Annotated in this window: 23 protein-coding genes and 5 pseudogenes; 9 read left to right on the plus strand and 19 right to left on the minus strand. The window is 67.3% G+C overall.

Annotation, left to right across the window (positions count from 1 at the left end; all coding sequences use genetic code 11):
- Window positions 1-30: 30 nt before the first annotated feature.
- The 9 genes and pseudogenes from GNX96_RS56930 to GNX96_RS32390 all read right to left on the minus strand — a co-directional run bounded on the left by GNX96_RS56930 (window position 31) and on the right by GNX96_RS32390 (window position 3,672).
- Window positions 31-288, minus strand: a complete 258-nt coding sequence (locus GNX96_RS56930; protein ID WP_390624197.1) for a dihydrofolate reductase family protein — start codon at window positions 286-288, stop codon at window positions 31-33.
- On the minus strand, window positions 269-634 hold the full coding sequence (locus tag GNX96_RS56935) for a hypothetical protein (RefSeq protein WP_279582075.1): 366 nt from the start codon (window positions 632-634) through the stop codon (window positions 269-271). The genes GNX96_RS56930 and GNX96_RS56935 overlap by 20 nt, the downstream gene beginning before the upstream one ends.
- A gap of 159 nt (window positions 635-793) precedes the next feature.
- Complete coding sequence (rimM, locus tag GNX96_RS32360) at window positions 794-1,315, minus strand: ribosome maturation factor RimM (RefSeq protein WP_163571777.1); 522 nt, start codon at window positions 1,313-1,315, stop codon at window positions 794-796.
- A 7-nt stretch (window positions 1,316-1,322) separates the two neighbouring features.
- Window positions 1,323-1,559 carry an RNA-binding protein gene (locus GNX96_RS32365; protein ID WP_163571778.1) on the minus strand — a complete coding sequence of 79 codons (237 nt, stop codon included), beginning with the start codon at window positions 1,557-1,559 and terminating at the stop codon, window positions 1,323-1,325.
- Between the two features lie 158 nt (window positions 1,560-1,717).
- Window positions 1,718-2,011 (minus strand): annotated as a pseudogene (gene rpsP, locus GNX96_RS32370) (30S ribosomal protein S16); the annotation flags it as partial.
- A gap of 153 nt (window positions 2,012-2,164) precedes the next feature.
- Window positions 2,165-2,494: a DUF402 domain-containing protein gene (locus GNX96_RS32375; protein WP_163571779.1), complete on the minus strand. Its 330-nt coding sequence runs from the start codon at window positions 2,492-2,494 to the stop codon at window positions 2,165-2,167.
- Complete coding sequence (locus GNX96_RS32380; RefSeq protein WP_163571780.1) at window positions 2,491-2,829, minus strand: hypothetical protein; 339 nt, start codon at window positions 2,827-2,829, stop codon at window positions 2,491-2,493. Before GNX96_RS32380 ends, GNX96_RS32375 begins: the two co-directional genes overlap by 4 nt.
- Window positions 2,830-2,935: 106 nt before the next feature.
- Window positions 2,936-3,073, minus strand: coding sequence for a hypothetical protein (locus GNX96_RS32385; RefSeq protein WP_163571781.1), 138 nt, complete (start codon window positions 3,071-3,073; stop codon window positions 2,936-2,938).
- The gene (locus tag GNX96_RS32390) at window positions 3,070-3,672 is read right to left on the minus strand and encodes a hypothetical protein (RefSeq protein ID WP_279582076.1); all 603 of its coding nucleotides are present in this window, start codon (window positions 3,670-3,672) and stop codon (window positions 3,070-3,072) included. The genes GNX96_RS32385 and GNX96_RS32390 overlap by 4 nt, the downstream gene beginning before the upstream one ends.
- Window positions 3,673-3,920: 248 nt before the next feature.
- Here GNX96_RS32390 and GNX96_RS65365 point away from each other — a divergent pair.
- From GNX96_RS65365 to GNX96_RS56950, 5 genes and pseudogenes are all read left to right on the plus strand, one after another.
- A pseudogene (locus GNX96_RS65365) lies at window positions 3,921-4,586 on the plus strand (hypothetical protein); the annotation flags it as partial.
- A 124-nt stretch (window positions 4,587-4,710) separates the two neighbouring features.
- Window positions 4,711-6,216 (plus strand): glycoside hydrolase family 92 protein, encoded by a 1,506-nt coding sequence (locus tag GNX96_RS32395; RefSeq protein ID WP_279582098.1) that lies wholly within the window; start codon window positions 4,711-4,713, stop codon window positions 6,214-6,216.
- Between the two features lie 123 nt (window positions 6,217-6,339).
- Window positions 6,340-6,768, plus strand: coding sequence for a MarR family winged helix-turn-helix transcriptional regulator (locus GNX96_RS32400; protein WP_163571783.1), 429 nt, complete (start codon window positions 6,340-6,342; stop codon window positions 6,766-6,768).
- Window positions 6,769-6,888: 120 nt separating this feature from the next.
- Window positions 6,889-7,446, plus strand: coding sequence for a cytochrome P450 family protein (locus GNX96_RS56945; RefSeq protein WP_279582078.1), 558 nt, complete (start codon window positions 6,889-6,891; stop codon window positions 7,444-7,446).
- Window positions 7,404-7,910 carry a cytochrome P450 gene (locus GNX96_RS56950; RefSeq protein WP_279582079.1) on the plus strand — a complete coding sequence of 169 codons (507 nt, stop codon included), beginning with the start codon at window positions 7,404-7,406 and terminating at the stop codon, window positions 7,908-7,910. Before GNX96_RS56945 ends, GNX96_RS56950 begins: the two co-directional genes overlap by 43 nt.
- Before the next feature lie 99 nt (window positions 7,911-8,009).
- On the opposite strand, the gene GNX96_RS32410 is transcribed toward GNX96_RS56950, so the two are convergent.
- The 4 genes and pseudogenes from GNX96_RS32410 to GNX96_RS32420 form a co-directional block, all read right to left on the minus strand.
- Window positions 8,010-8,588: a DUF402 domain-containing protein gene (locus tag GNX96_RS32410; protein ID WP_279582080.1), complete on the minus strand. Its 579-nt coding sequence runs from the start codon at window positions 8,586-8,588 to the stop codon at window positions 8,010-8,012.
- Between the two features lie 141 nt (window positions 8,589-8,729).
- On the minus strand, window positions 8,730-9,353 hold the full coding sequence (locus GNX96_RS56955; RefSeq protein WP_279582081.1) for a His/Gly/Thr/Pro-type tRNA ligase C-terminal domain-containing protein: 624 nt from the start codon (window positions 9,351-9,353) through the stop codon (window positions 8,730-8,732).
- Window positions 9,298-10,233, minus strand: coding sequence for an aminoacyl--tRNA ligase-related protein (locus tag GNX96_RS32415; RefSeq protein WP_279582082.1), 936 nt, complete (start codon window positions 10,231-10,233; stop codon window positions 9,298-9,300). The genes GNX96_RS56955 and GNX96_RS32415 overlap by 56 nt, the downstream gene beginning before the upstream one ends.
- Window positions 10,234-10,243: 10 nt before the next feature.
- A pseudogene (locus tag GNX96_RS32420) lies at window positions 10,244-12,007 on the minus strand (proline--tRNA ligase).
- A 551-nt stretch (window positions 12,008-12,558) separates the two neighbouring features.
- Between GNX96_RS32420 and GNX96_RS32430 the strand changes: the two are divergent.
- The gene (locus tag GNX96_RS32430) at window positions 12,559-13,581 is read left to right on the plus strand and encodes a sigma-70 family RNA polymerase sigma factor (protein ID WP_163571810.1); all 1,023 of its coding nucleotides are present in this window, start codon (window positions 12,559-12,561) and stop codon (window positions 13,579-13,581) included.
- On the opposite strand, the gene GNX96_RS32435 is transcribed toward GNX96_RS32430, so the two are convergent.
- The 5 genes and pseudogenes from GNX96_RS32435 to GNX96_RS32455 all read right to left on the minus strand — a co-directional run bounded on the left by GNX96_RS32435 (window position 13,578) and on the right by GNX96_RS32455 (window position 17,365).
- Window positions 13,578-13,862 (minus strand): helix-turn-helix domain-containing protein, encoded by a 285-nt coding sequence (locus tag GNX96_RS32435; RefSeq protein WP_163571785.1) that lies wholly within the window; start codon window positions 13,860-13,862, stop codon window positions 13,578-13,580. The genes GNX96_RS32430 and GNX96_RS32435 overlap by 4 nt on opposite strands.
- Window positions 13,829-14,455 carry a DUF6597 domain-containing transcriptional factor gene (locus GNX96_RS32440; protein ID WP_163571786.1) on the minus strand — a complete coding sequence of 209 codons (627 nt, stop codon included), beginning with the start codon at window positions 14,453-14,455 and terminating at the stop codon, window positions 13,829-13,831. Before GNX96_RS32440 ends, GNX96_RS32435 begins: the two co-directional genes overlap by 34 nt.
- A 48-nt stretch (window positions 14,456-14,503) precedes the next feature.
- Window positions 14,504-15,581 (minus strand): annotated as a pseudogene (locus tag GNX96_RS32445) (amidohydrolase family protein).
- The gene (locus GNX96_RS32450; RefSeq protein ID WP_163571811.1) at window positions 15,581-16,372 is read right to left on the minus strand and encodes a family 1 encapsulin nanocompartment shell protein; all 792 of its coding nucleotides are present in this window, start codon (window positions 16,370-16,372) and stop codon (window positions 15,581-15,583) included. Before GNX96_RS32450 ends, GNX96_RS32445 begins: the two are co-directional and overlap by 1 nt.
- A gap of 6 nt (window positions 16,373-16,378) precedes the next feature.
- Complete coding sequence (locus GNX96_RS32455) at window positions 16,379-17,365, minus strand: Dyp-type peroxidase (RefSeq protein WP_279582083.1); 987 nt, start codon at window positions 17,363-17,365, stop codon at window positions 16,379-16,381.
- Between the two features lie 432 nt (window positions 17,366-17,797).
- Here GNX96_RS32455 and GNX96_RS67405 point away from each other — a divergent pair, with 432 nt between their 5' ends.
- Entirely contained in the window at window positions 17,798-19,156 is a 1,359-nt protein-coding gene (locus GNX96_RS67405) for an aldo/keto reductase (protein ID WP_279582084.1), read from the plus strand.
- Between the two features lie 869 nt (window positions 19,157-20,025).
- On the opposite strand, the pseudogene GNX96_RS67410 reads toward GNX96_RS67405, so the two are convergent.
- A pseudogene (locus tag GNX96_RS67410) lies at window positions 20,026-20,283 on the minus strand (PA domain-containing protein); the annotation flags it as partial.
- 572 nt (window positions 20,284-20,855) lie between these two features.
- On the opposite strand from GNX96_RS67410, the gene GNX96_RS32475 reads away from it, so the two are divergent.
- Entirely contained in the window at window positions 20,856-21,125 is a 270-nt protein-coding gene (locus tag GNX96_RS32475; RefSeq protein WP_163571745.1) for a hypothetical protein, read from the plus strand.
- Window positions 21,119-21,385, plus strand: coding sequence for a hypothetical protein (locus tag GNX96_RS56965; protein WP_279582085.1), 267 nt, complete (start codon window positions 21,119-21,121; stop codon window positions 21,383-21,385). Before GNX96_RS32475 ends, GNX96_RS56965 begins: the two co-directional genes overlap by 7 nt.
- Window positions 21,386-21,389: the final 4 nt, after the last annotated feature.

Below are 21,389 nucleotides of genomic sequence, written 5' to 3' on the forward strand. Positions count from 1 at the left end.
ACCGCCACGCCGACATCGAACCTGACTGACCTACTTGAGAGCGTAGGTCAGGTGGGTCACCACGCTCGTCTGGCGGGCCGACACCTGCCGCAGATCCACCCGCCCGGCTCCCGCAAGCAGCCGCTCTCCGCGCCCGAGGAACACCGGCGCCACGTGCAGGCGCAGCTCGTCGATCAGGCCGGCGGCCAGATACTGGTTCACGGTGGCCGCGCCGCCGGCGATCGAGACGGTTCGGTCGCTGGCCGCCGCCCGCGCCTGGTCGAGCGCGTCAATGATGCCGCCGGTCACGAAGTGGAAAGTCGTGCCGCCCTCCATCTCCACGGACTCCCGCTCGCGGTGGCCGAGCACGAAGACCGGCGCGTGGTAGGGCGGTTTCGGGCCCCACCAACGGTCCGGTCCAGTCCAGGTCCCAGTCGCCGCGGTCGGGACCGAACATGTTGCGGCCCATGACGTAGGCGCCGGCAACGCAGATGTTTTTGATCTCCTCGGCGTTCTCGTCCGCCGCCTCGAACATCCACCGGGGCAGGATCTTGTGCACCCCGTCACCGAACGGGTCGTCGGCCCGCTGGTTGAGGCCGGCGGCGTACCCATCGACCGACATCATCATGTCGCTGGTCACCAGGCTGTTCGTCATGGTCGTCACTCCTGTTGCCGGGCGGCTCTGGCAGCCGCTTCACCGGGTAGTCGAAGCAACTTCACGGATCTTGACATCGGGAACCGAGATTCAGTGGACCAAATGACGGCCGTCGACGGATGGCCCGCATTTCACGCCGCCCCAGGTTCCGGCCCGGCGTTAGCAGGCGCTAAAGATCGAAGAGGCCTTCGGGGGGGCGTCGATGGTGATCGTACGAGCGGTGGCGTCGATGGCGGTGACGATGGCCTTCACGAACGGGATCAGGTGTTTGCGCCCGTCGCCGGCGGTCACGATGAGCATGTCGCCGCCGGGGCCGTGGTCAACCGCGGTGAGCGTGCCGATGGAGGCGCCGGCCGGGTCAACGGCGGCGAGGCCGACCAGGTCGTGATCGCGGAACTCGTCCGGATCGTCCAGGTCGGGTAGGTCTTCGGAGTTGACGACCAGGAAGATGCCACGCAGCTCTTCAGCCGCTGATCTGTCCGGCACGTCTTTGAAATGCAGAATCAGCCGGCCGCTGTGCCAGAAGGCGTTGTCGATGGCCAGCGGACCGGCGTCGGCCGGGTCGGTTTCCAGCACCGACCCGGCCATCATCCGTTCGTCCGGCTCGTCCGTACGCACCTCGACCGTCACGTCCCCACGAATGCCGTGAGGACGCCCCAGCCTGGCTACGACGAGCTGCATCGAAGCGTCAGTGCCGGTCGGTGTCGACGACGTCGACGCGTACGCCCCGACCGCCGACACCGGTCATCACCTGGCGCAGCGCCCGGGCGGTGCGGCCGCCGCGGCCGATCACCTTGCCCAGGTCGTCCGGGTGCACCCGCAGCTCAAGAGTCGAGCCGCGGCGTCCGCTGACCTCGCCGACGCTCACCTCGTCCGGGTGGTCGACGATGCCGCGTACCAGGTGCTCGAGCGCTTCCTCGAGCACTTAGGCCTCCGCGGCCGGGGCGGCCGGCTCGGCGGCCTTCTCAGCAGCCTTGTCGTCCTTCTTGGGCGCCCGCTTCTTCGGGGTGGTCGCGCTGCCCTTACCGTCCTCGTTGGCCTTGTCGGACTCGGCGAAAACGGTGCCGATCTCCGGCCGGGCCGCCTTGGGCTCCTTGACCTTGAGCGGCGGCGGGGCATCCTCGCCCTTGAACTTCTGCCAGTCACCGGTGAGCTTGAGCAGCACCTCGACGGCGGCCGTCGGCTGCGCGCCGACACCCAGCCAGTACAGCGCCCGGTCCGAGTTGACCTCGATGAAGGAGGGGTCCTCCTTGGGTGATACAGGCCGATCGACTCAATCGCCCGGCCATCTCGCTTGGTGCGCGCGTCGGCGACCACAATGCGGTAGTGCGGCGCGCGCATCTTGCCCAGGCGCATCAACTTGATCTTGGTAGCCACGAGTGTGGTGTCTCCTACGACAGTCGTTTTCTGGTGGGTGAGCCCAGCACATGTGGGGAATGGCGCGCGCACCCGATGGACCCGACCGTGACGGTTGAGAGGGTCCGCACAGCCAGGTTCAGCAGTCCATTCTGCCAGACCCGCCAGCAGCGGCTACAGCAGCCCGGCCCCGGTGTATCCGGGCACCGGCTGGTTCCAGTTCGCCGGCAGCTCCGGGACCGGCCAGGACGGGTCCGGGCGAAAGTCCGTCCAAGTGCCGTCGTACGGCCAGACGCCCTTGGTGATGTCCGCGATCGCCTGCTCGGCCTCGCTTCGCGCCCTGGCCGCCCACTCGTCGCGGACCTCGCCGGCGGCATTCGCGGCCTCCGCCTCGTCGACGTCCTTCAGCTGGCACCGGCGGTCGGGGCCAGCGACCACGTCGACCTCCAGATCGTCGGCGTCCAAGCCGCCGGCCCAGCGCACCGCCGGCGTTTCGACGTTCACGTACCAGTTGCGAAAGGTGCCGGGGGCGCGAAGAACCACTGCACCGTGTGCCACCGCCGCGGCCGTACCAACACCAACACGCTCGTGCCCGTCCAAGTGTCGTCGGCCGTGTGCCAGGGCACGCCAAACCGCTCCGCCAGCGGCACGTCCCGTACCGGCCGGCCGTCCAGATGCCGCGGAAACCGCACCGGCGTACCAGCCGCCAGCCACAGCAGCGTGTAGTCGTCGCCGTCCTCCACCACCGTCGACGGCCGGACGCCACGCAGCTCGCCCTGACGGTGATATCGCGTCAGGACAACCTGGCCGCGTGGCCACGGCGCACTCAAGATCGGCATATCCAGCAGTATGCCCACCAACCCTCGCGCCCTCTTCAAGACCGTCGTACCTGCCCAGGATCCTCGAATTCGGGGGCGGCATTTTTGGCCCGTCCTCACCCGGACGTCAGGGGCGGAGGTGGGCGGTGACGGCAGGTGACCAGTCGAGGCTGCCGAGGCGGTCGCGGGTGGCCAGGGCGGTGACGTACGCCTGCACATCCCGCAGCGGCAGCACGGCGCCGTCGGCGCGGAGCCGCTCGATCACCGGCAGCACCTCACGGTCCCACCATTGGCTCGGCTCGCCATCGCGTCGCGATCGGTCAGCCGCCGGCCGGCCATCGTCGAGCGGTACGCCCAGGCCTCGGCCGCGTCGGCGAGCCGCAACCACTGCGCCGGCTCGTCCAACCACAGGTCGGTGCGTACGTCGTCGGGCAGCGGCACCCGTTCCAGGAACATCCGCTCGGCGGCCTTGGACGGCAGGTGGGCGATCGTCAGGCAGGCCATCGCGTACGCGGTCGTGCAGATCGACTGAACGCGGGCGGCGATCGTCGGGCGGCCAAGCGATCGGGCAACGGACACCCGGTGGTGGCCGTCCCGTACGAAATACATGTCGCCGAGCCGGACCACGTCGACCGGCGGGAAGTCGGCACCGTCACGGACGGCCCGGGCGATTTGCTGCCAGCGATCGGCCAGCGCCGGATTCACCAGCTGGAAACCGCGGTCGAAGTCCGCGCTCCGGCTGACCGTACCAACCACCTGCTCGACCGGGATCTCACACCGGCCAGCGTCCGCAACCCCCTGGCGGCCGAGCGCGTCGAGCGCATCCTCCAGCGTCATGATCGAAGAGTCCTCGCGCAGTGCCATCCGGACTCTCGCCAACACCGCTTTCAGGCGCGCCTCCACAACCGTCAAACACCGACCGAGGCCGGTGTGTTCCCCGACGGTGTCCGCTGCTGGTCAGCGCGCATGGCGGCGAAGCTGATTACGGTACGACATAACCGGATAATGGAGGTTGTCGATGTTGCGCTCCGCGCTCCTGGCCGCTGCCCTGGTCGGATCACTGCTCTCGCCCAGCGGCGGCCGTGCCGGCCTCCACCGATCCGCTGGCGGCGGTGAACACTTTCATCGGCACCCAGGACGCCGGCAACACGTTTCCCGGCGCTTCGGCGCCTTTCGGGATGACTCAGGTCAGCCCGATCGGCACGAATTACGCCGGGTACGAATACACCGACACCGCGCTGAAGGGCTTCGGCCATTTCTTCCTGTCCGGCGCCGGCTGCTGGGAACAGGGCGGTCTGGTCGGCACGTTACCGGTGACCGGCGATATCGGCCCTGGTGCGGCGAAATTCGACACCACCCAGCCGTCCAGCTTCGATCACGACAACTACCAATCGCCTTACACTCACGATGGCGAGGTCGGAAAGCCCGGTGACTACCAGGTAAAACTCACCGGCTACGGCGGCATTGACGTGGCGACCACCGCATCCACCCAGGTAGGGCTGGAGCGATACACCTTCGACTCGGCCGCTCCCGCGCACGTGCTGATCAACACCGGTCAGGCAAACGTGAAGGAACCGGTCCGGAGCAGCACCATTCGGATCGTCAACAACCACACCGTGGAAGGCACCGTCACCGCCCAGGCTTTCTGTGGTGGCGGCGACTACACGACGTATTTCACCACCACTTTCGACCGACCCTTCACGTCGTACGGCACGTGGTCGCCGACCGGTGGCACCGCTGGCTCGACCGAGTCGTCCGGCGGCAGCGGATTGCGTGGCGCGTGGTTGTCCTTTGACACCAACGAAAACCGATCGGTGACCGCTCGTACGTCCATCTCGTACGTGGACCCCCGCCGGCGCTCGGGCCAACCTGCGTACCAGCGGCTACCAGAGTTTCGACCAGATTCGTACGGCCACCGCGAAAGCGTGGCGGAACGAGCTGCGCAGCATCGACATCTCCGCGCCGAATCCGGCCGACGCCACGGTTTTCTACACTGCGCTCTACCACGTGTTGTTGCAGCCACTGACGGGCACCGACATCGACGGCCGTTATCGGGGACTGGACAAGCAAATCCATCGCGCGATCGGCTGGACGTATTACCAGTATTTCTCGCTGTGGGACACCTATCGCGGCCAAAACCAGCTACTGGCGTTGCTTCGGCCAGACCGCGCCCGGGACATCGCGCGTACGATCCTCGCTATCCACGACCAGGGCGGCTGGCTGCCACGCTGGGTGTACGCCGACTACGAGACGAACACCATGACCGGCGACCCGGTCACGCCGTATTTGGTGGACCTGTGGCGCTTCGGCGCGCTTCATGGCATGGAGAGCAAGGCTTTCGCCGCGTTGAAGCAAAACGCCACCGAGACTCCACCGGCCTCGCTGGCTTTCTCCGGCCGGTCCGGAAACGCCAGTTACCTGTCCCGCGGATTCGTCCAGTACGACGAGAAGTTTCCGCACAAAGGCCAGGACGTGGACCCGCAGCACGGCGCCTCGGCGACTTTCGAATACTCGCTCGCCGACTGTTCACTCTCGATTATGGCCGCTGGGCTGGGAAAGACCGCCGACGCCGCGACGCTTGCCCAGCGCGGCCAGAACTACCAGAAGCTGTGGGACTCCGGTACGACCGACCGCGGCTTCACCGGGTTTCCCCGGCCCCGTACGGCCGATGGCACGTTCTACACGCCGGCCACCGGCCCGTACGACCCGACCAGCCAGTCCGGTTTCCACGAGGGCACCGCGTGGCAATACCAGTGGATGGACCAGCAGGACGTGCCCGGACTGCTGGCTTTGATGGGTGGCAAGGAAAACGCGGCGGCCCGATTGGACACTTTCTTCGACTATCCAGACCTGGTCACCGACCCGTCCGGCACCGCGCACACCAAATGGGTGGTCGGCCCGTACAGCTACTACAACCAGTTCCGCTACAACCCGAACAACGAGCCCGACCTACACACGCCGTGGATGTACGATCTGGTGGGCCAGCCCTGGAAAACCTCGGCCGCCGTACGGGCCGCGCAGACCTTGTTCGTCAACGCTCCCAACGGGGTGACCGGCAACGACGACCTCGGCGAGATGTCCGCCTGGTACGTGCTTTCGGCGCTGGGCATGTATCCAGCCACTCCCGGCACCGGTCAGTTCCTGGTCAACGCGCCGCGTTTCCCTTATGCGGCAGTGCATCTGCGCAACGGCCACACTGTCACGATCAGCGCACCAGGCACCGACCCGACCCAGCTGCAGTACATCAGCGCGGCCAAGGTCAACGGCCACTCGTACCCGAAGACGTACCTGTCCCTGGCCGGCATGCCGTCACTGTCGGTCAGCTACCAGGTCACCTCCGACGCCACCCAGGCGACCTGGGCGACCTCCCCGTCCGCCACTCCCCTCTCCCCCTGCACCTCCCAATAGTTCTTACCCCTTACCGCTTGGTTGGCCGTATCGACGCGAAACGTGCGTCCAGCGCACGCAACGCGTCGATGTGGACAACCAAGCGGCGCGAGATAGTACGTGATAGCGTAATAGTTATGGGAGATGTTGACGAGCGGCTGGAGGTCGCGGCGCAGGCCCGCCGGGGCGGCGACCAGGCTGGCGCGGCGGTTGCGGGCGGAGCGGCCGGCCGGGGCGCTGAGCACGAACAAAGTGGCGGTGCTGGGACATCTCTACCGGCATGGCAAGAGCACGCCCGGCGAGATCACCGCCGCCGAGCACCAGCAGCCGCAGTCGCTGACCAGGGTTTTCGCCGACCTGGAGGCGGACGGCCTGGTGACCCGCAGCCGGGGCGAGCGGGACCGGCGTGAGTCGGTGCTGGATCTGACGGCGGTCGGACTGGACGCGCTGACCAGGGACATGGCGGACCGGGACGGCTGGCTGGCGGCCGCCATTGGCGGCCTGACGGAGACCGAGACGCAGATGTTGCGGATCGGCGCGGCGCTGATGAACCAGCTGGCGGACGCGCCGTGACCGAGCCCGCCTTCCCGATGCCCCGCCGCTGTCCGCTCGATCCGCCGGCGGAGCTCGGCCAGATCCGCGAAACCGGCATCACTCGCGTACGACTGTGGGGACGGCAGCACGCCATGGCTGGTGACCACCTATGCGGACGTACGAGCGGTGCTCGCCGATCGCCGGTTCAGCTCGGACCCGAGCCGCCCCGGGTTTCCCGCCTCCCGGCCACACGCAGGCAAGGCCCGGTCGTTCATCCGGATGGACGGCGCCGATCACGCCCGCCAACGCAAGGCGCTGATCAGCGATTTCACCGTACGCAGAGTGGAGGCGCTGAGGCCACTGATCGTCGAGACAGTGAACCGTCTGCTGGACGCCATGGACCGGCGGCCGGTCGATCTGGTGACGGCGTACGCGCTGCCGCTGCCGTCGCTGGTCATCTGCCACCTGCTCGGCGTGCCCTACTCCGACCACGAGTTCTTCCAGCGTACGAGCCGGGAAATGCTGTCGGGTTCCGGCGACTCCCGTCGTGAGCTGGTCGGCTACCTCGCTGCCCTGGTCACGAAAAAGCAGGCGGAACCGGCCGACGACCTGATCAGCAAACTGGTCGGCAACGACGCATTGTCCCCGTCGGGACGTGGTCTCGATGTCGGTCGGTGCTGCTGCTCATCGCCGGGCACGAGACCACCGCGAACATGATCGCGCTCGGCACCCTGACACTGCTGCAGAATCCTTCGCAGGCGGCCGAGCTCCGGGACGGCGCCGACCCGGCCACCGCGGTCGAGGAACTGCTCCGGCTGCTCACCATCGTGCACCTGGGCCGCCGCCGAGTCGCGACCGAGGACATCAGGGTCGGGGAGGTCCTGATCCGGGCCGGCGAAGGCGTGATCGCCGCCGCGGACGCGGCCAACCGCGACCCGTCGGTCTTCGAGAACGCCGACTCGCTCGACATCCACCGGCGGCCCAACCACCACGTCACCTTCGGGTTCGGCGTCCACCAGTGCCTCGGCCAGCCGCTCGCCCGGCTGGAGCTCCAAATCGCTTACCCGGCACTGCTCCGCCGCTTCCCCACCCTGCGGCTGGCCGCGTCGGTCGACGAGCTGACTTTTCGTACGACCATGCCCGTCTACGGCGGCGTCGACGCGCTCCCCGTCACCTGGTGAGACAGCCCGCATCCAAGTCCGGCTTCCCGAGAAATGCCGCCCCCGAATTCGAGTCTTCTCCCGCGCTCCGACATTTCCGCGCCCTTCCCATCCGGTGTCCTAGGCGGCGTGCCAGTGCGGTGGGAGGGTGGGCAGCGGCCAGGACGGGTCTGGGCGAAAGTCGGTCCAGCGGCCGTCGAAAGGGGGCGCGCCGGACTCGGCGAGGGTGATCAGGCGCTCACCGGCGGCGCGGATGTGTGGCGCCTGCGCCGCGGTCCAGTAGCCGGGCAGGCCGGTGAGGTCGGCGAACTCGTCCTCGTCCTTCCATGACCAGCTGCGGTCCGGCTCGAACCACACGTCCAGCGCGTTGTCGGCAGTGTCCACATACTGCACGCCGTCGACCACCCGGCGGACCTGACGGTCCTCCAGATTGCCGTACCAGCCCATAAAACTGCCGTCGTCGCGAAAAAAAAAAAACCACCACAGCGACCAGTCCTCGGCCGGCGGGATGAGCATCAGGATGCCGGTGCCTCGCCACTGCCGTGGCCGCAGCGACCGCCGCGGCAGCAGCGCCGAGGCGACCACACCGACATCGCGTACGGTCCGGCCGTCGGCGAGCAGCCCGCGCACGACCGGGGTGCCGCCGGCCAGCCAGAGCAGCAAGCCGGTGGAGTCCTCGGTGACGACCGTGGTCGGCAACGCGGCATGTGGTTCACGGCCCCGAAAATGGCGCACGACAACGCGTGAGCCGCTCTCCCAGTCCATTAGGGCGTGTCTCCTAATTCCAGGTGGATGAGGGTCGAGATCCAAGCGTCGTCTGCCGGTGCCGGGCGGTCGCCTTCATACCGTTGTTGTATGGGGGTGATCGCCCGGTGCTGGCAGGGGGCGTTTGGGCTCGGCCCTCGCCGCCTGGGATGAGGAGACACGCCCTAGTACGACCGAGCGACCCACGCGGTGAGGTCGGCCTCGTCCGGCCCGTCCGGCACACCGCCATCGGGCCGGGTCAGCACCCTCACGCTGACCGCGTCCTTCGCGAGTTCCGCCTCGCCCTCCACGCCCAACGTCGACCACGGGATCCGGGCCCAGCCAGTTTTTGGCCGCCTCAGCCGCATCCGCGACGGTGGCAACGTCCACAGTGGACTTCTCGCGACGCTCCAGCGCCTCCGAGTAGAGCACATCCTGGTCTTCGGCGAGCGCTGCCTTCGCGGCGGTCACCACCGCGGTCAGCTCGGTCGGCGTCTTGCTGCCGGCGATCCGCCGGACCAGGGTGACCTTCTGGTCGGCGAGGTCGCGCGGTCCGACCTCGATCCGAACCGGTACGCCCTTCAGCTCGGCGTCGACCGCGCGTCGGCCGAACGCGGTGTCCACCCGGTCGTCGAGCGCGACCCTTACGCCGGCAGCACGCAGATCATCGACGAGCTGCTCGGCCGCCTCGGCCACCCCGTCGCCGGCCTTGACCACCATCACCAGCACCTGGACCGGCGCAAGGTTTCGGCGGCACCCGCATGCCGTTGTCGTCGCCGTGCGCCATCACCAGCGCGCCGACCATCCGCGTCGTCGAGCCCCAGGAAGTCGTCCAGGCATGCTCGCGCGATCCCGTGTCGGACGTGTACTCGATCCCGAAAGCACGGGCGAAATTCTGCCCGAGCTCGTGGCTCGTGCCCATCTGCAACGCCTTGCCGTCGCGCATCATCGACTCGAGCGTCATCGTGTTGATCGCGCCGGCGAACCGCTCCTTGACGGTCTTGCAGCCGACCACCACCGGAATGCCGAGCACACCGGCGATCACGTCCTGATATGCCTCATGCAGAATCCGCCGCGCATATGCACTGGCATCCTCGCGCGACGCGTGCGCGGTGTGGCCTTCCTGCCAGAGGAATTCGGTCGTACGCAGGAAAACGCGAGGCCGCAGCTCCCAGCGCACCACATTCGCCCACTGGTTCAGCAGCAGCGGCAGGTCGCGATAGCTCTGCACCCACTTGGCCATGAACTCGCCAATGACCGTCTCGGAGGTGGGCCTTACGACGATCGGCTCCTCCAGCTCCTTGCCGCCGGCGTGCGTGACGACCGCCAACTCCGGCGCGAAACCCTCGACGTGCTCGGCCTCGCGGGCCAGATACGACTGCGGGATGAACAGTGGGAAATAAGCGTTCTGTGCGCCGGCGGCCTTGATCCGGTCGTCCATCTCGCGCTGGATCCGCTCCCACAGCGCATACCCGGTCGGTCGGATCACCATGGTGCCGCGGACCGGGCCGTTGTCGGCCAGCTCGGCCTTGGCAACGACGTCCTGATACCACCGAGGAAAGTCCTCGGCCTGCGGGGTGAGCACTCCGGGTTTGGCCATACCCGAAATTCTAGAGAATGGCCACCGGCCGTCCGCACACCGCACTCAGGTGTTCGACCGCACCGGTCAGCTCCACGTCCGTACGAGCACCGCTGGCACGGTCCGTGACCTCGACGGTTCCGGTCGCGAGGCCGCGGCCGACGACCACGATGGTCGGTACGCCGATCAGCTCCGCGTCGTTCAGTTTCACGCCCGGGCTGATCCGCCGCCGGTCGTCGAAAAGCACCCGCATCCCGGCGCTCACCAAGTCCGCGGCGAGCGACGCGGCGGCGGCGAAAACGGCGTCGTCCTTGCCGGTGGCGACCAGGTGGATGTCGGCCGGCGCGATTTCCCGCGGCCAGCACAAGCCAGCACCGTCGTGGCTCGACTCGGCGATTGCGGCGACCGCGCGGGAAACCCCGATGCCGTACGAGCCCATCGTGACGGTGACGCGTTTTCCGTTCTCGTCCAACACCGAAAGCCCGAGCGCCTCGGCGTATTTGCGACCCAGTTGGAAAATATGCCCGATCTCCACCCCGCGCTGCAGGCTCAGCGGACCGGAGCCGTCCGGCGCCGGGTCACCATCGCGAATGTCGGCGGCCTCCATCGTGCCATCCGGCGTGAAATCCCGTCCGCAGGTCAGCTCGAACACGTGCCGGCCGGTGCTGGTTGGCGCCGGTCAGCAACGGGTGCCGTCGACCACTCGCGGATCCACCAGGTAACGAATGCCGGTGACCGATTCCGCACCCAGCGCCTGCGGGCCGATGTATCCCTTGACCAGCGCGGGATTCGCGGCGAAGTCGGCCTCGCCGAAGACCTCGACGGTGGCTGGTTCCAGCTGCGCCTCGAGCCTTTTCATGTCGACTTCACGGTCGCCGGGAAGACCAATCACCAACGGCTCGCGCGTACCGTCCGCATTCGTCACCATCAGCACGACGTTCTTCAGGGTGTCGGCCGCGGTCCATTCGCTGTCCCGGCGCGGAAACTTGGCGTTCGCGAACGTGACCAGGCTGTCGATCGTCGGCGTGTCGGGGGTGTTTTCGACGTGCGCCGCCGGCGCGTCTTCGTACGGAATCGCTGCTGGCACTGGAGTTCTCACCGCCTCGACGTTCGCGGCATAGCCACCCGGCGAGCGTACGAAGGTGTCCTCGCCGACCGGCACCGGGCAGAGGAACTCCTCGCTGCGGGAACCGCCCATCGCGCCGGACATCGCCGACACGATCACGTATTCCAAGCCGAGGCGGTCAAAAGTGCGGATGTACGCGTTGCGGTGATTCTCGTACGAACGCTCCAGCCCGGCGTCGTCGATGTCGAAGGAATACGAGTCCTTCATGACGAACTCACGACACCGCAACAGACCCGCCCGCGGCCGCGCCTCGTCTCGGTATTTGGTCTGGATCTGGTAGATCGACAGCGGCAGGTCCTTGTACGAGGAACACAGGTCTTTCACCATCAAGGTGAACATTTCCTCGTGTGTCGGACCAAGCAGGTAGTCCGAGCCTTTGCGGTCCTTCAAACGGAAAAGTTGGTCACCGTATTCGGTCCAACGGCCGGTCACCTCGTACGGCTCGCGAGGCAGCAGCGCCGGAAAATGCACTTCCTGGCAGCCGGCCGCGTTCATCTCCTCGCGAATCACCCGCTCGACGTTGCGGTAGACCAGGTAACCCAGCGGCAGCCAGCTGTAAACCCCCGGCGCGGCGCGCCGGATGTAGCCGGCGCGCACCATCAGCCGGTGGCTCGGCACCTCGGCGTCGGCCGGGTCGTCGCGCAACGTCTTCACCAGCAGCGTGGACATCCGAATCAGCACTCCGGCAGGGTAGCCGGCCGGCGCTTTCGATCCTCGTCAGCCCTCGACGAGCACGGTCTTGTACGTGCCAAAGCTCCAGATATTGCCTTCGAAATCCGTGGCCACGTACTCCCGGGAGCCGTAGTCCTGGTCGGTGAGCTCGCGGATGATCTCGGCGCCCGCTGCCCGCTGCCCTGGCCTGCTGGTGGTGCGCGTCGGGATCAGCGACCACGACGTAGACCGACGCCGTCCCGGGCGGGCTGGCGAAAGCCTCGCCCTCTCGCTGCTGGCCGAACATCACCGCGCCGTTGCCGTAGGTCAGCTCGGCATGTGCGATGGTGCCGTCCTCGGCCTTATAGACCGCCTTGGCCTCCGAAGCCGAAGGCCTCGCAGAGCCAGCCGACGGCCTTGGTGGCATCCCGGTAAGACATGGTCGGAAAGATGGTTGCCGCGCTCATGCTGTTTCTCTCCTCGATCGCACGAAGGTGTCATCGCTGAGTGTGGACCGCCAGCCAGCGGACGCGCTTGCATAAATCTGACGGGCGAACGATTCCTTTGCGCTGGCCGGCGAGTCTGCACCCGAGTACGCGTACCAACAGAATGGAGCCGCGGTGTCGCAACCAGGCAACGAGGAGTTCGTCCGCCGTACCGAGACGTTCCGGCGCGAGTTGCTGGCGCACTGCTACCGGATGATCGGCTCGGTGTCGGACGCCGAGGACGTGGTGCAGGAGACGTATCTGCGGGCGTGGCGGTCGTACGACCGGTTCCAGGACCGCTCCTCGATCCGTACGTGGCTCTACCGGATCGCGACCAATACCTGCCTGACCGCGTTGCGAAACCGCGGCCGGCGAGCCTTGCCGTCCGGCCTCGGCGCACCGTCGGACGACCCGTACGAGCCGACCGAGCTGGCCGGGCCGCAAGTGTCCTGGCTGCAGCCGATCCCGGACGCGCTGCTGAACCCCGATCCCGCTGACGTCGTCGTCTCACGCGACAGCATTCGGCTCGCGCTGATCGCCAGCCTGCAGTATCTGCCGCCCAGGCAGCGGGCGGTGCTGTTGCTGCGGGATGTGCTGGCCTGGTCGGCGGCCGAGGTCGCCGAAGCGCTGGACACGACCACCACGGCGGTGAAGAGCACGTTGCAGCGCGCGCGGGCGCGCCTCGACGAGGTAGCTCCGGCGCCCGACACGGTCGCCGAGCCGACCGCACCGCAGGCGCGCGCGTTGCTGGACGCTTACATGGCGGCTTTTGAGAACTCCGACGCGGCCGCTCTGGAGAAGCTGCTGCGCGCGGACTCGACGCTGGAGATGACCCCGTCCCGGACCTGGTTCGCCGGGCTCAGGACCTGCATGCCGTTCTTCGTCGCTTCCGCGCTCGGCGCTCCAGGCGACTGGCGAATGGTCCCGACCAGCGCGAACGGCCAACCGGCAGCGGCCGCGTACCAGCGGGGCACGGACGGCGCCTACCGCGCCTTCGGCGTCGCCGTCCTGACGCTGAGCAGCACCCACATCGCCAGGATCACCCTCTTCATCGACCCTGACCTGGTCGTCGCCTTCGGAGAACCGCCAGTGTTCGAGGCATCCTAGAGATGCAGAGCGTTCAGCTCCTGGTCGAGTTGGGGCCAGACGCTGGTCAGATATGTCCCCGGCGTGCAGCCGCCGAGCGAACGGAATTCGCGAACCATGTGCGCCTGGTCGTAGTAGCCGCAGTCGGCGGCAAGGGCAGCCAGGCCATGCGGATAACCGCTGCCCAGCATCCGGGTGGCTCGCTGGAACCGCAGGATCCGCCCGTACAGCTTGGGCGGCACCCCGACCTGCTCGCGGAACAGCGAGATCAGGTGCCGATGGCTGTAGTCGGACTCGGACACCACCCGCTCGATGTCCCCCCCGCCGCCGACGCGGTCAGCAGCTGGCAGGCCCTCCGGACCCCACCGACCTCGGCCGGACCACGCTCGAAAGCCCTGGCCAGCCGGGCCCCGATCACCTCGTCGACCAGGTCGAACCGGGCCGGCCAGGTCGGCTCCTCGGGCAGCCGGGCGACCAGTCCGTCCAGCTCCCAGTCGCCGAGCTCCTCGATGTCGATCATCCGGTCGGCGATCTCGTGCATAGCGATGCCAAGCAGCAGATAAGCGCCGATCGGGCGCAGGTCGAGCTGGAAACCGCCGGTGGAGCCCTCATATCTGGTGCCCGCGTACGTCCGGCGAAGACCCGCGAGCAAGGCCCGGTAAGGACGGTCCCCGCCGGGCTGCAGCGGATCGTGGATCACCAGCGGGGCGGCGAAGTTGATCACCACCACGATGTCCGTGTTCGGCATCACCCGCGGGTGGATCTGACTGGACGGTGAGGTCCAGCCCGAATACCGGCGCACGTACGGCCGCAGCAGCGCCGGCGGCGGAACCCGAGTCACCAGCTCGGAGCCCTGCTCACCGGCACTGACCACTTGCACGTCAGGGCGGGTCACTCCCCCACGGTACGACCTTCGTATGACACTTCGCGGTAGTGGCCGCGGTCAGGCGATGACGCGGCCTCGGAGAATGATCCGGGATGGGGTGGCGAGCACGCCGAGGTCCTGCCGCGGATCGGTGTCATAGACGACGAGGTCAGCGAGGCCGCCCTCGACCAGCCCCGGCAGGCCGAGCCAGTCGCGAGCCCGCCATGAGCCGGCCGCCAAGGCGTCCACCGCTGACATGCCAGCCGCGTGCAGCCGCTGGATCTCCTGACCGATCAGTCCGTGGGCGATGCCACCACCGGCGTCGGTGCCGGCGAAAATCTGCACCCCCGCCTCGTACGCGGCGGCCACCACCGCCGGGAACCCGTCCCGCAGCCGCCGCATATGGTCGGCGTACGCCGGGAACTTCTGCTGTGCTTTGTCAGCGATGTCGCCGAAAGTCTCGATGTTGATCATGGTCGGTACGAGTGCCGTACCAACGCTGGCCATCTTGTTCAGGAGATCCGTCGACAGGCCCGTACCGTGCTCTATGCAGTCCAGGCCGGCGTCCAACAGATCCGGCAGCGCGGCTTCGCTGAAGGTGTGCACGGTGATGCGCGCGCCCGCGTCGTGAGCGGCTTTTTACCGCGGCGGTAAGGGATTCCCGGTCGTACGTGGGGCCGAGGTCGCCGGCTTCCCGGTCGATCCAGTCGCCGACCAGCTTCACCCAGCCGTTGCCGGCCCGGGCCTGTTCGGCCACCGTCGCCGCCAACTGGAGCCCAGTCGTGTCGACCGCCAGCCGCGGAATGTATCGCTTCGGTGGCGCGATATGCCGGCCAGCGCGCAGAAGCCGGGGCATGTCAGGGTCGTTGTCCAGCTCCGCGTACGAAAACGGGGACCCGGCGTCCCGGATCGTCAACGCGCCAGCCGCGCGGTTGACCATCGCCAAATCCTCCTTCGCGACCGAGACGCTGTCCACGAAACCCTGCGGCAGCAGGCCGATGTGGCAATGCGCATCGACCAAACCCGGCACCGCCCAGCCGGAGCGTACGACCGTTTCGGCGCTCGCGACCGGCTCGAACGTCAGCCGGTCGCCCACCACGTACAGGTCGCGCTCGCGCTCGGCTGGCAACGCGACCGCTCGTACCCGCAGAGCCATCATGCCGAAGTGAGCGCGACGCCAGCTTCCGGTGTGTGCACGACAAAAGTCAGTGCCTCGCGGAAGTAGAGGTCCACTGTGGACGCGTCGTGGCCGCGATAGCCAATCGACAGATCCTGGCCAAAGGTCAGCTCGTAATCCCCGCCACGGGTGGAAACCACGCAGGCCCCTTCGATGGCCGGCGTCCAGATCAGCTCACCGTCCACGATCTGGGTGAGGTGATCGATCACCGGATAGCCGTGGTCGGCCGCCTCGGTGGCGGCGGCATAGGCTTTCGCACTCAGCAGGACCGAGTACGGGCCGTCCACGCCAGCCGCGCGGAGCTTGGCCAACGCGTCGCCGACCGCGATCGGATAGTCCTTGGCCTCGGCCGGCAAAGTCAACGCCCGCAACGAAGAAGCCGGCCGGATGCCGGCGATGTGGCCCTCACCGAAACCGTCGAAAACCAGTTGGTCCTCGGTGTAGGCGATCGTCTGGGCAGCGTCCTTGACCGGCTGCCAGTCCGAGTCCTTGGCACCCCGCTCAACGTCGTCGACGGCATCGCGGGAGACCGTGAACGGCACCTGCAGCTCGACAATCGGCTGCACCGTCCGTACTCGCGCCAGCACGCCGGTGGCCGGCGCCGCGATGTCTTTCAAGTGGCCCGTACCGACCGCCGACAGCGCCGGGTCCTCGGACACCGTCACGTCCACGATCCGGCGAGCGGCAGCGTATTTCGCGAAGGTACGGCGCGCCTCCTCCTCGATCTCGGACCACGCGGCGGCCGAGACGGGAGCGAGCTCGCGATGCAGGTTGTTTCATTCTCGAGGACTCCTTTTGAGACTGCCGATTCCCAGCGACGAACCCGCTGGGTCTTCACTCGCCGATGGCTGGTTGTCCAGAAAATCCGCGGTAGGCACGTAAAAGAGCACACCGGTGACCGCGGTGGAGAAATCCAGAATGCGGTCGTAGTTGCCCGGCGGCGAGCCGACGAACATGTTCTCCAACATGCGCTCGGTCACCGACGGAGTTTTCGCGTACCCGATGAAATACGTTCCGAACTCGGCACTGGCCGGGCGCCCGAAAGGCATGTTGTCGCGGAGAATCTCGCGCTCGGTGCCGTCGGGGTCGGTGATCGTGTTGAGCGCGACATGGGAGTTGTCCGGCTTCTCGTCGTCGCTCAACTCCACATCGGACAGCTTGCGGCGACCGATCACCCGCTCCTGGTCTTCGACCGCGAGCGCGTTCCAAGCCGGCATGTCGTGCAGGTATTTCTGTACGATCACGTAACTTCCGCCGTCAAATCCCGGGTCGTCGTCGACGACAACCGCGTCGCGGGCCCCGCTGGCGGTCGGGTTTTCCGTACCGTCGACGAAACCGAGCACGTCCCGGGCATCGAAATAACGAAAGCCGTGCACCTCGTCGGCGACCGCCACCGAGCCGTACAACCGGGCCATGATCTGCGTTTCCAGCTCGAAACAGAGATCCATCCGCTCGGCTCGGATGTGGAACAACAGGTCACCCGGGGTGGTCACCGATCGATGCCTGCCGCCGGCGAACACCGGCAGCTCGCGCAGCTCGGCGGGCTTGGGCTGGCCGTACAACCGATCCCAGGCGCTCGCCCCGATCCCCACCACACACGACAGGCCACCGTCCAGTGACCGAAAGCCCACCGACCGCTGCAGCCCCGGCACGTCCGCCAACAGCTCGCGCACCACACCTTCGGCGCCGGAGTTGATGGTGACGACCAGGAAGATCGCGGACCTGGTCAGCGGCCCCAGCACCGCCTGCCCCTCCGGCGGCACGTCCGCCGACCCCCGCAGCCGTCATCGGCCCGTACCACCAGTCTCCATACCCGTATGAAACACGTGTCGATTCTCGCCCCCGCACCGCCCCACCGCACTCCCAGAGCTTTGTCCGCAACGCCCCGTTGCTCGCGCCCGGCCTGAATCCACCGAAGTACCCGCTACGGCGCGTAACTGTCACATCAGCCCCGCCGGCGACAGCCCCGACGTCGAGTGCGGGACTTTAACCCACACTCGACGTCGAGAGCGGAACAAACTCCCACACTCGACGAAAATCTCGCCCCACCCGCGAGGAGGACCGGGCGTTGCGGACAAACCACAGGACTGAGCAGGGTGGGTGATTAATGGGATCGGGATCCTCTGTTGGACGCGAGGCCTGGGCAGAGAGCAGGGTGGGACGGGCAAGAGGGTCGCGACTGGAGGAAACCCGAAATGGAATACCGCACGCTTGGTGGGACCGGGACGATCGTGTCGTCGCTGTGCCTGGGCACGATGACGTTCGGCAACGAGAGCAGCGAGGAGGTGTCACACGCCCAACTCGACCGGTTTCTGGAGCAGGGCGGCACGTTTATCGACACCGCGAACGTCTACTCCCGCGGCGTCTCCGAGGAGATCATCGGGCGCTGGCTGGCCAACCGCCCAGACGTACGCGACCAAGTGGTTCTCGCGACAAAGGGTCGGTTTGCGATGGGCGACGGCCATAATGACGTGGGCCTGAGCCGTACGAACCTCACGAAAGCACTCGACGCGAGCCTCAAGCGACTGCAGGTCGACACCGTGGACCTCTACCAGGCGCATGCCTGGGACGCGCTCACCCCGCTCGAGGAGACACTCCGGTTCTTCGACGACGCCGTACGGGCCGGGAAGATCCGCTACGCCGGAGTCAGCAATTTCCTCGGCTGGCAACTGCAAAAAGCGGCCATGCTCACCGGTTACCTTGGCCTGACACCGATCGTGACGCTGCAGCCGCAATACAACCTGCTGGTACGCGAAATCGAGTTCGAGCTGGTGGACGTGTGCGAGAACGAGAACATCGGCATCCTGCCGTGGTCGCCGCTGGCCGGCGGCTGGCTGACCGGTAAATACCAGCGCAACCAGACCCCGACCGGCGCCAGCCGACTGGGCGACGATCCCCAGCGGGGCATGGAGGCGTACGCGCCGCGCAACGCTCAGGAGCGGACCTGGCAGGTCATCGACGCGGTGGGAAAGATCGCCGAGTCGCGTGGCGTGTCGATGCGAGGCGCAGGTCGCGCTGGCGTGGACAGCGGACCGGCCGGCCGTCACCTCGGTGATCCTCGGCGCTCGTACGATCGAGCAGCTCGACGACAACCTGACGGCCGCCGAGCTGCATCTTTCCGACGACGAAACGAAACTGCTGGACGACGCGAGCGAACCGATCGTTGGCGACTACCCGTACGGGCCACAGGGTCGGCAGCAGCGCGCTTCCGGTCGCGAACTCTGACAGCGAAAAGCTCGGGCGCGATGCCCGAGCTTTTCACCCAACTACCGAGATATGACGTTGTACGCGTTCAGCAGCGTTTGCGTCACCTTGTTGCCGGCCGAGTCGGTGGCAGACAGCCGCAGCGACACCGCCAGGCCCGGCCGCTGGTGGACGATCAGGCCGAGCCGCTGCCCGTTCGGCAACGCGGCAAGCGGGACCGTGCGCCAGGTTTTCCCACTGTCGTACGAAACCGCTGCGGTGACTCCGGTGATCGCCGCACCGCTGGCGCCGGGCACCTGGTATGCCCACAACTTGAGCGGGCTCCCCCCCCCGGCGCGGTCACCGTCTGACCCGGGCTGGTGCCGAGGTCGTAGTCGAGCATGATCGCCGGCTGCGCTGCGCACGGCTGGCTGGCGGTTGCCGGATTGTCCGCGTCACCACACACATATCCGGGCCTGGTCCAGGGCGCCGCGGGAGGCGCCGACGTGAACTCCCAGGTCGTGTCGGATCGATATCCGGCCGGCGCGAAAGCGACCGGCGCATAACCAACGTCGAACCGATAGCGACCGGATCCGGCCGGTACGGGCCAGCCCACACTGCTGGTGCCGACCGTACCGGGCAGGACTGTTCCGTCCTTGCTGAGCTTGACCGTCATCTCGCCGGCGAGTGGACCAGCCAGATCCAGATGGTTGTTCCCGTCCAGCACTTCGGGTGTGTAGTAGAGGGTGTTTGCGTTCCTTGACAACGAAAGTGGCTGCGCGTCCAGCGGCAGCAGCCGGTAAGCGGCGCCCTGGCCCGCACGTTTGGGCGCCGCGTTGAAGTCGTCCGACCTGGTCAGTGGCCGAGTCAGCTGCTCAGGCGCGGACGAGAGCAGAGTCAGGTTCCCGTCTTCGAAAGCCTCCATGAACCCCCCCCACACCGGGCCGGCTTTCACCGGACCGTAGTAATCCGCTCGCTGCGACGGTGCCCGCAGCAAGTCACCGCTGGGCAGTGGCGGAAGGTCGTCGACCACAGTGCCGGAGCTGATGACCAGGTCCCGGGTCGAGTGGTACGACGTGGTGACCTTCACCATCCGCGCCGGATCGACCCGCAGTTTCAGCCCGTCGGGAATGCCCTGCATTCCGGTCGCGGCGAAATGGTACGCGTACGGACTCACCGGAGTTCCCCGCAGCTGGGCCGATCCCCGTCCGCCGGACAGCTGGCCGAGCAACTTGAGACCGTCCGGTCGACTCAGGTACGTGACCGGCAACAGCTCCGGATGGTCGTCCGTACTCGTCTGCGTCATCGAGGCACTGTCGAAAACAACCACGCCGGCCGCGCCGGCCTTGTTGGCCCGGTCGACTATCGGACTGGTCAGCCCGGCCGCGGTCTGCACCTGAGCCAGGACGAGCCGGCCGCGCACGTCTTTGCCGGCGAAGTCGGCGTCCGAACCACCGGCCACGTAGACGACGTCCGTACGGCGTCGACCGTCGAACATCTTGACCGGAACTGGAATATTGACGTCGTTCCCGCCATCTTCGGTGATGTAGTGCGGATGGACGGTCAGCGATCCCACGGTCAGGTCGCTGACTGCGGGTGAGCGCGGTCTGGTAGTCAAAAGTGAAGCCGCCGTCAGGCAGTGCCGGCACCGGGTTCACATAGAAACCGGTCCGGTCGTAAACGCCGACCTGCTGAGCGAAGTCCCAGGTCGCCCCGGACTGGGTCCGCCGGTGGAAAGACGCCGTCGCGGCCTGGGACCAGGTCGACTCCGGCGAGCTGACCTGGACCTGTTTCGTGGTCCTCAGATCAAAAGTCACCGAGGTGTCAGCGGAGAGGTTCACGTCCGGCTTGACGATCAGCCCGGTCTCCTCCGTGCCGCCGGGTCCGTCCCCACCGAAGACGTTCACAGCCATCAGGTATTTCCCCTGTGCCAGCTGGAAATTCACGTTCCCACTGCCGACGCCCGCGGCCAGCCAGTCGGTTTTGTCAGCGTCGACAGGCAGAATCCAGAGTGTCTCCTCGGTGCCGGGTCGGATCTTGCCGTCGAAGCCCATCACTTTCAGGTTGACGTTGACCGAAACAGCGCCGTTGGAGAAGCCGACCGGGGTGGTGACCCGGACCGAGCCGTCCGCGCTCGCGGCGCTGACGGTGCCTTGGAAACTGCCGGTGCCGACGTTGCCCGGAGCCAACGCCACCGGTAGGTCCGCCTGGCCGCCGGCCGGTACGGTCAGCTCGGACGCGCCGACGGTCAGGGTCCCGGCGGGAGTCGTTTTGCCGTTGGGATCGGTCAGTTTCGCGGCGATCTTCAGGGTCACCGCTGAAGAACCGTCGTTGTGGTAAGTCAGCGCACTCGTACGAGTGCCGGATTTTGCCGGCAGGACACCGAAGCCGAGCGTCGACGGCTGGGTGGTGACCGACTGGCGCAGGGCCGCTGGCACGTCCACCCGGCCGGCGCCCTGCTCGTTGACGGGCCGGCCGATGTCCTTGCTGGCAGCGACAAGAGCGGCCTTGAGCCGCCCGGCCGACCAGTCCGGGTGGCGCTGCGCGAGGATGGCGGCCGAGCCGGCGACGTGCGGAGTGGCCCATCGAGGTGCCGCTGAGGGT

It is taken from the genome of Fodinicola feengrottensis, from assembly GCF_010993775.1.
Classification (GTDB): Bacteria; Actinomycetota; Actinomycetes; order Mycobacteriales; family HKI-0501; genus Fodinicola; species Fodinicola feengrottensis.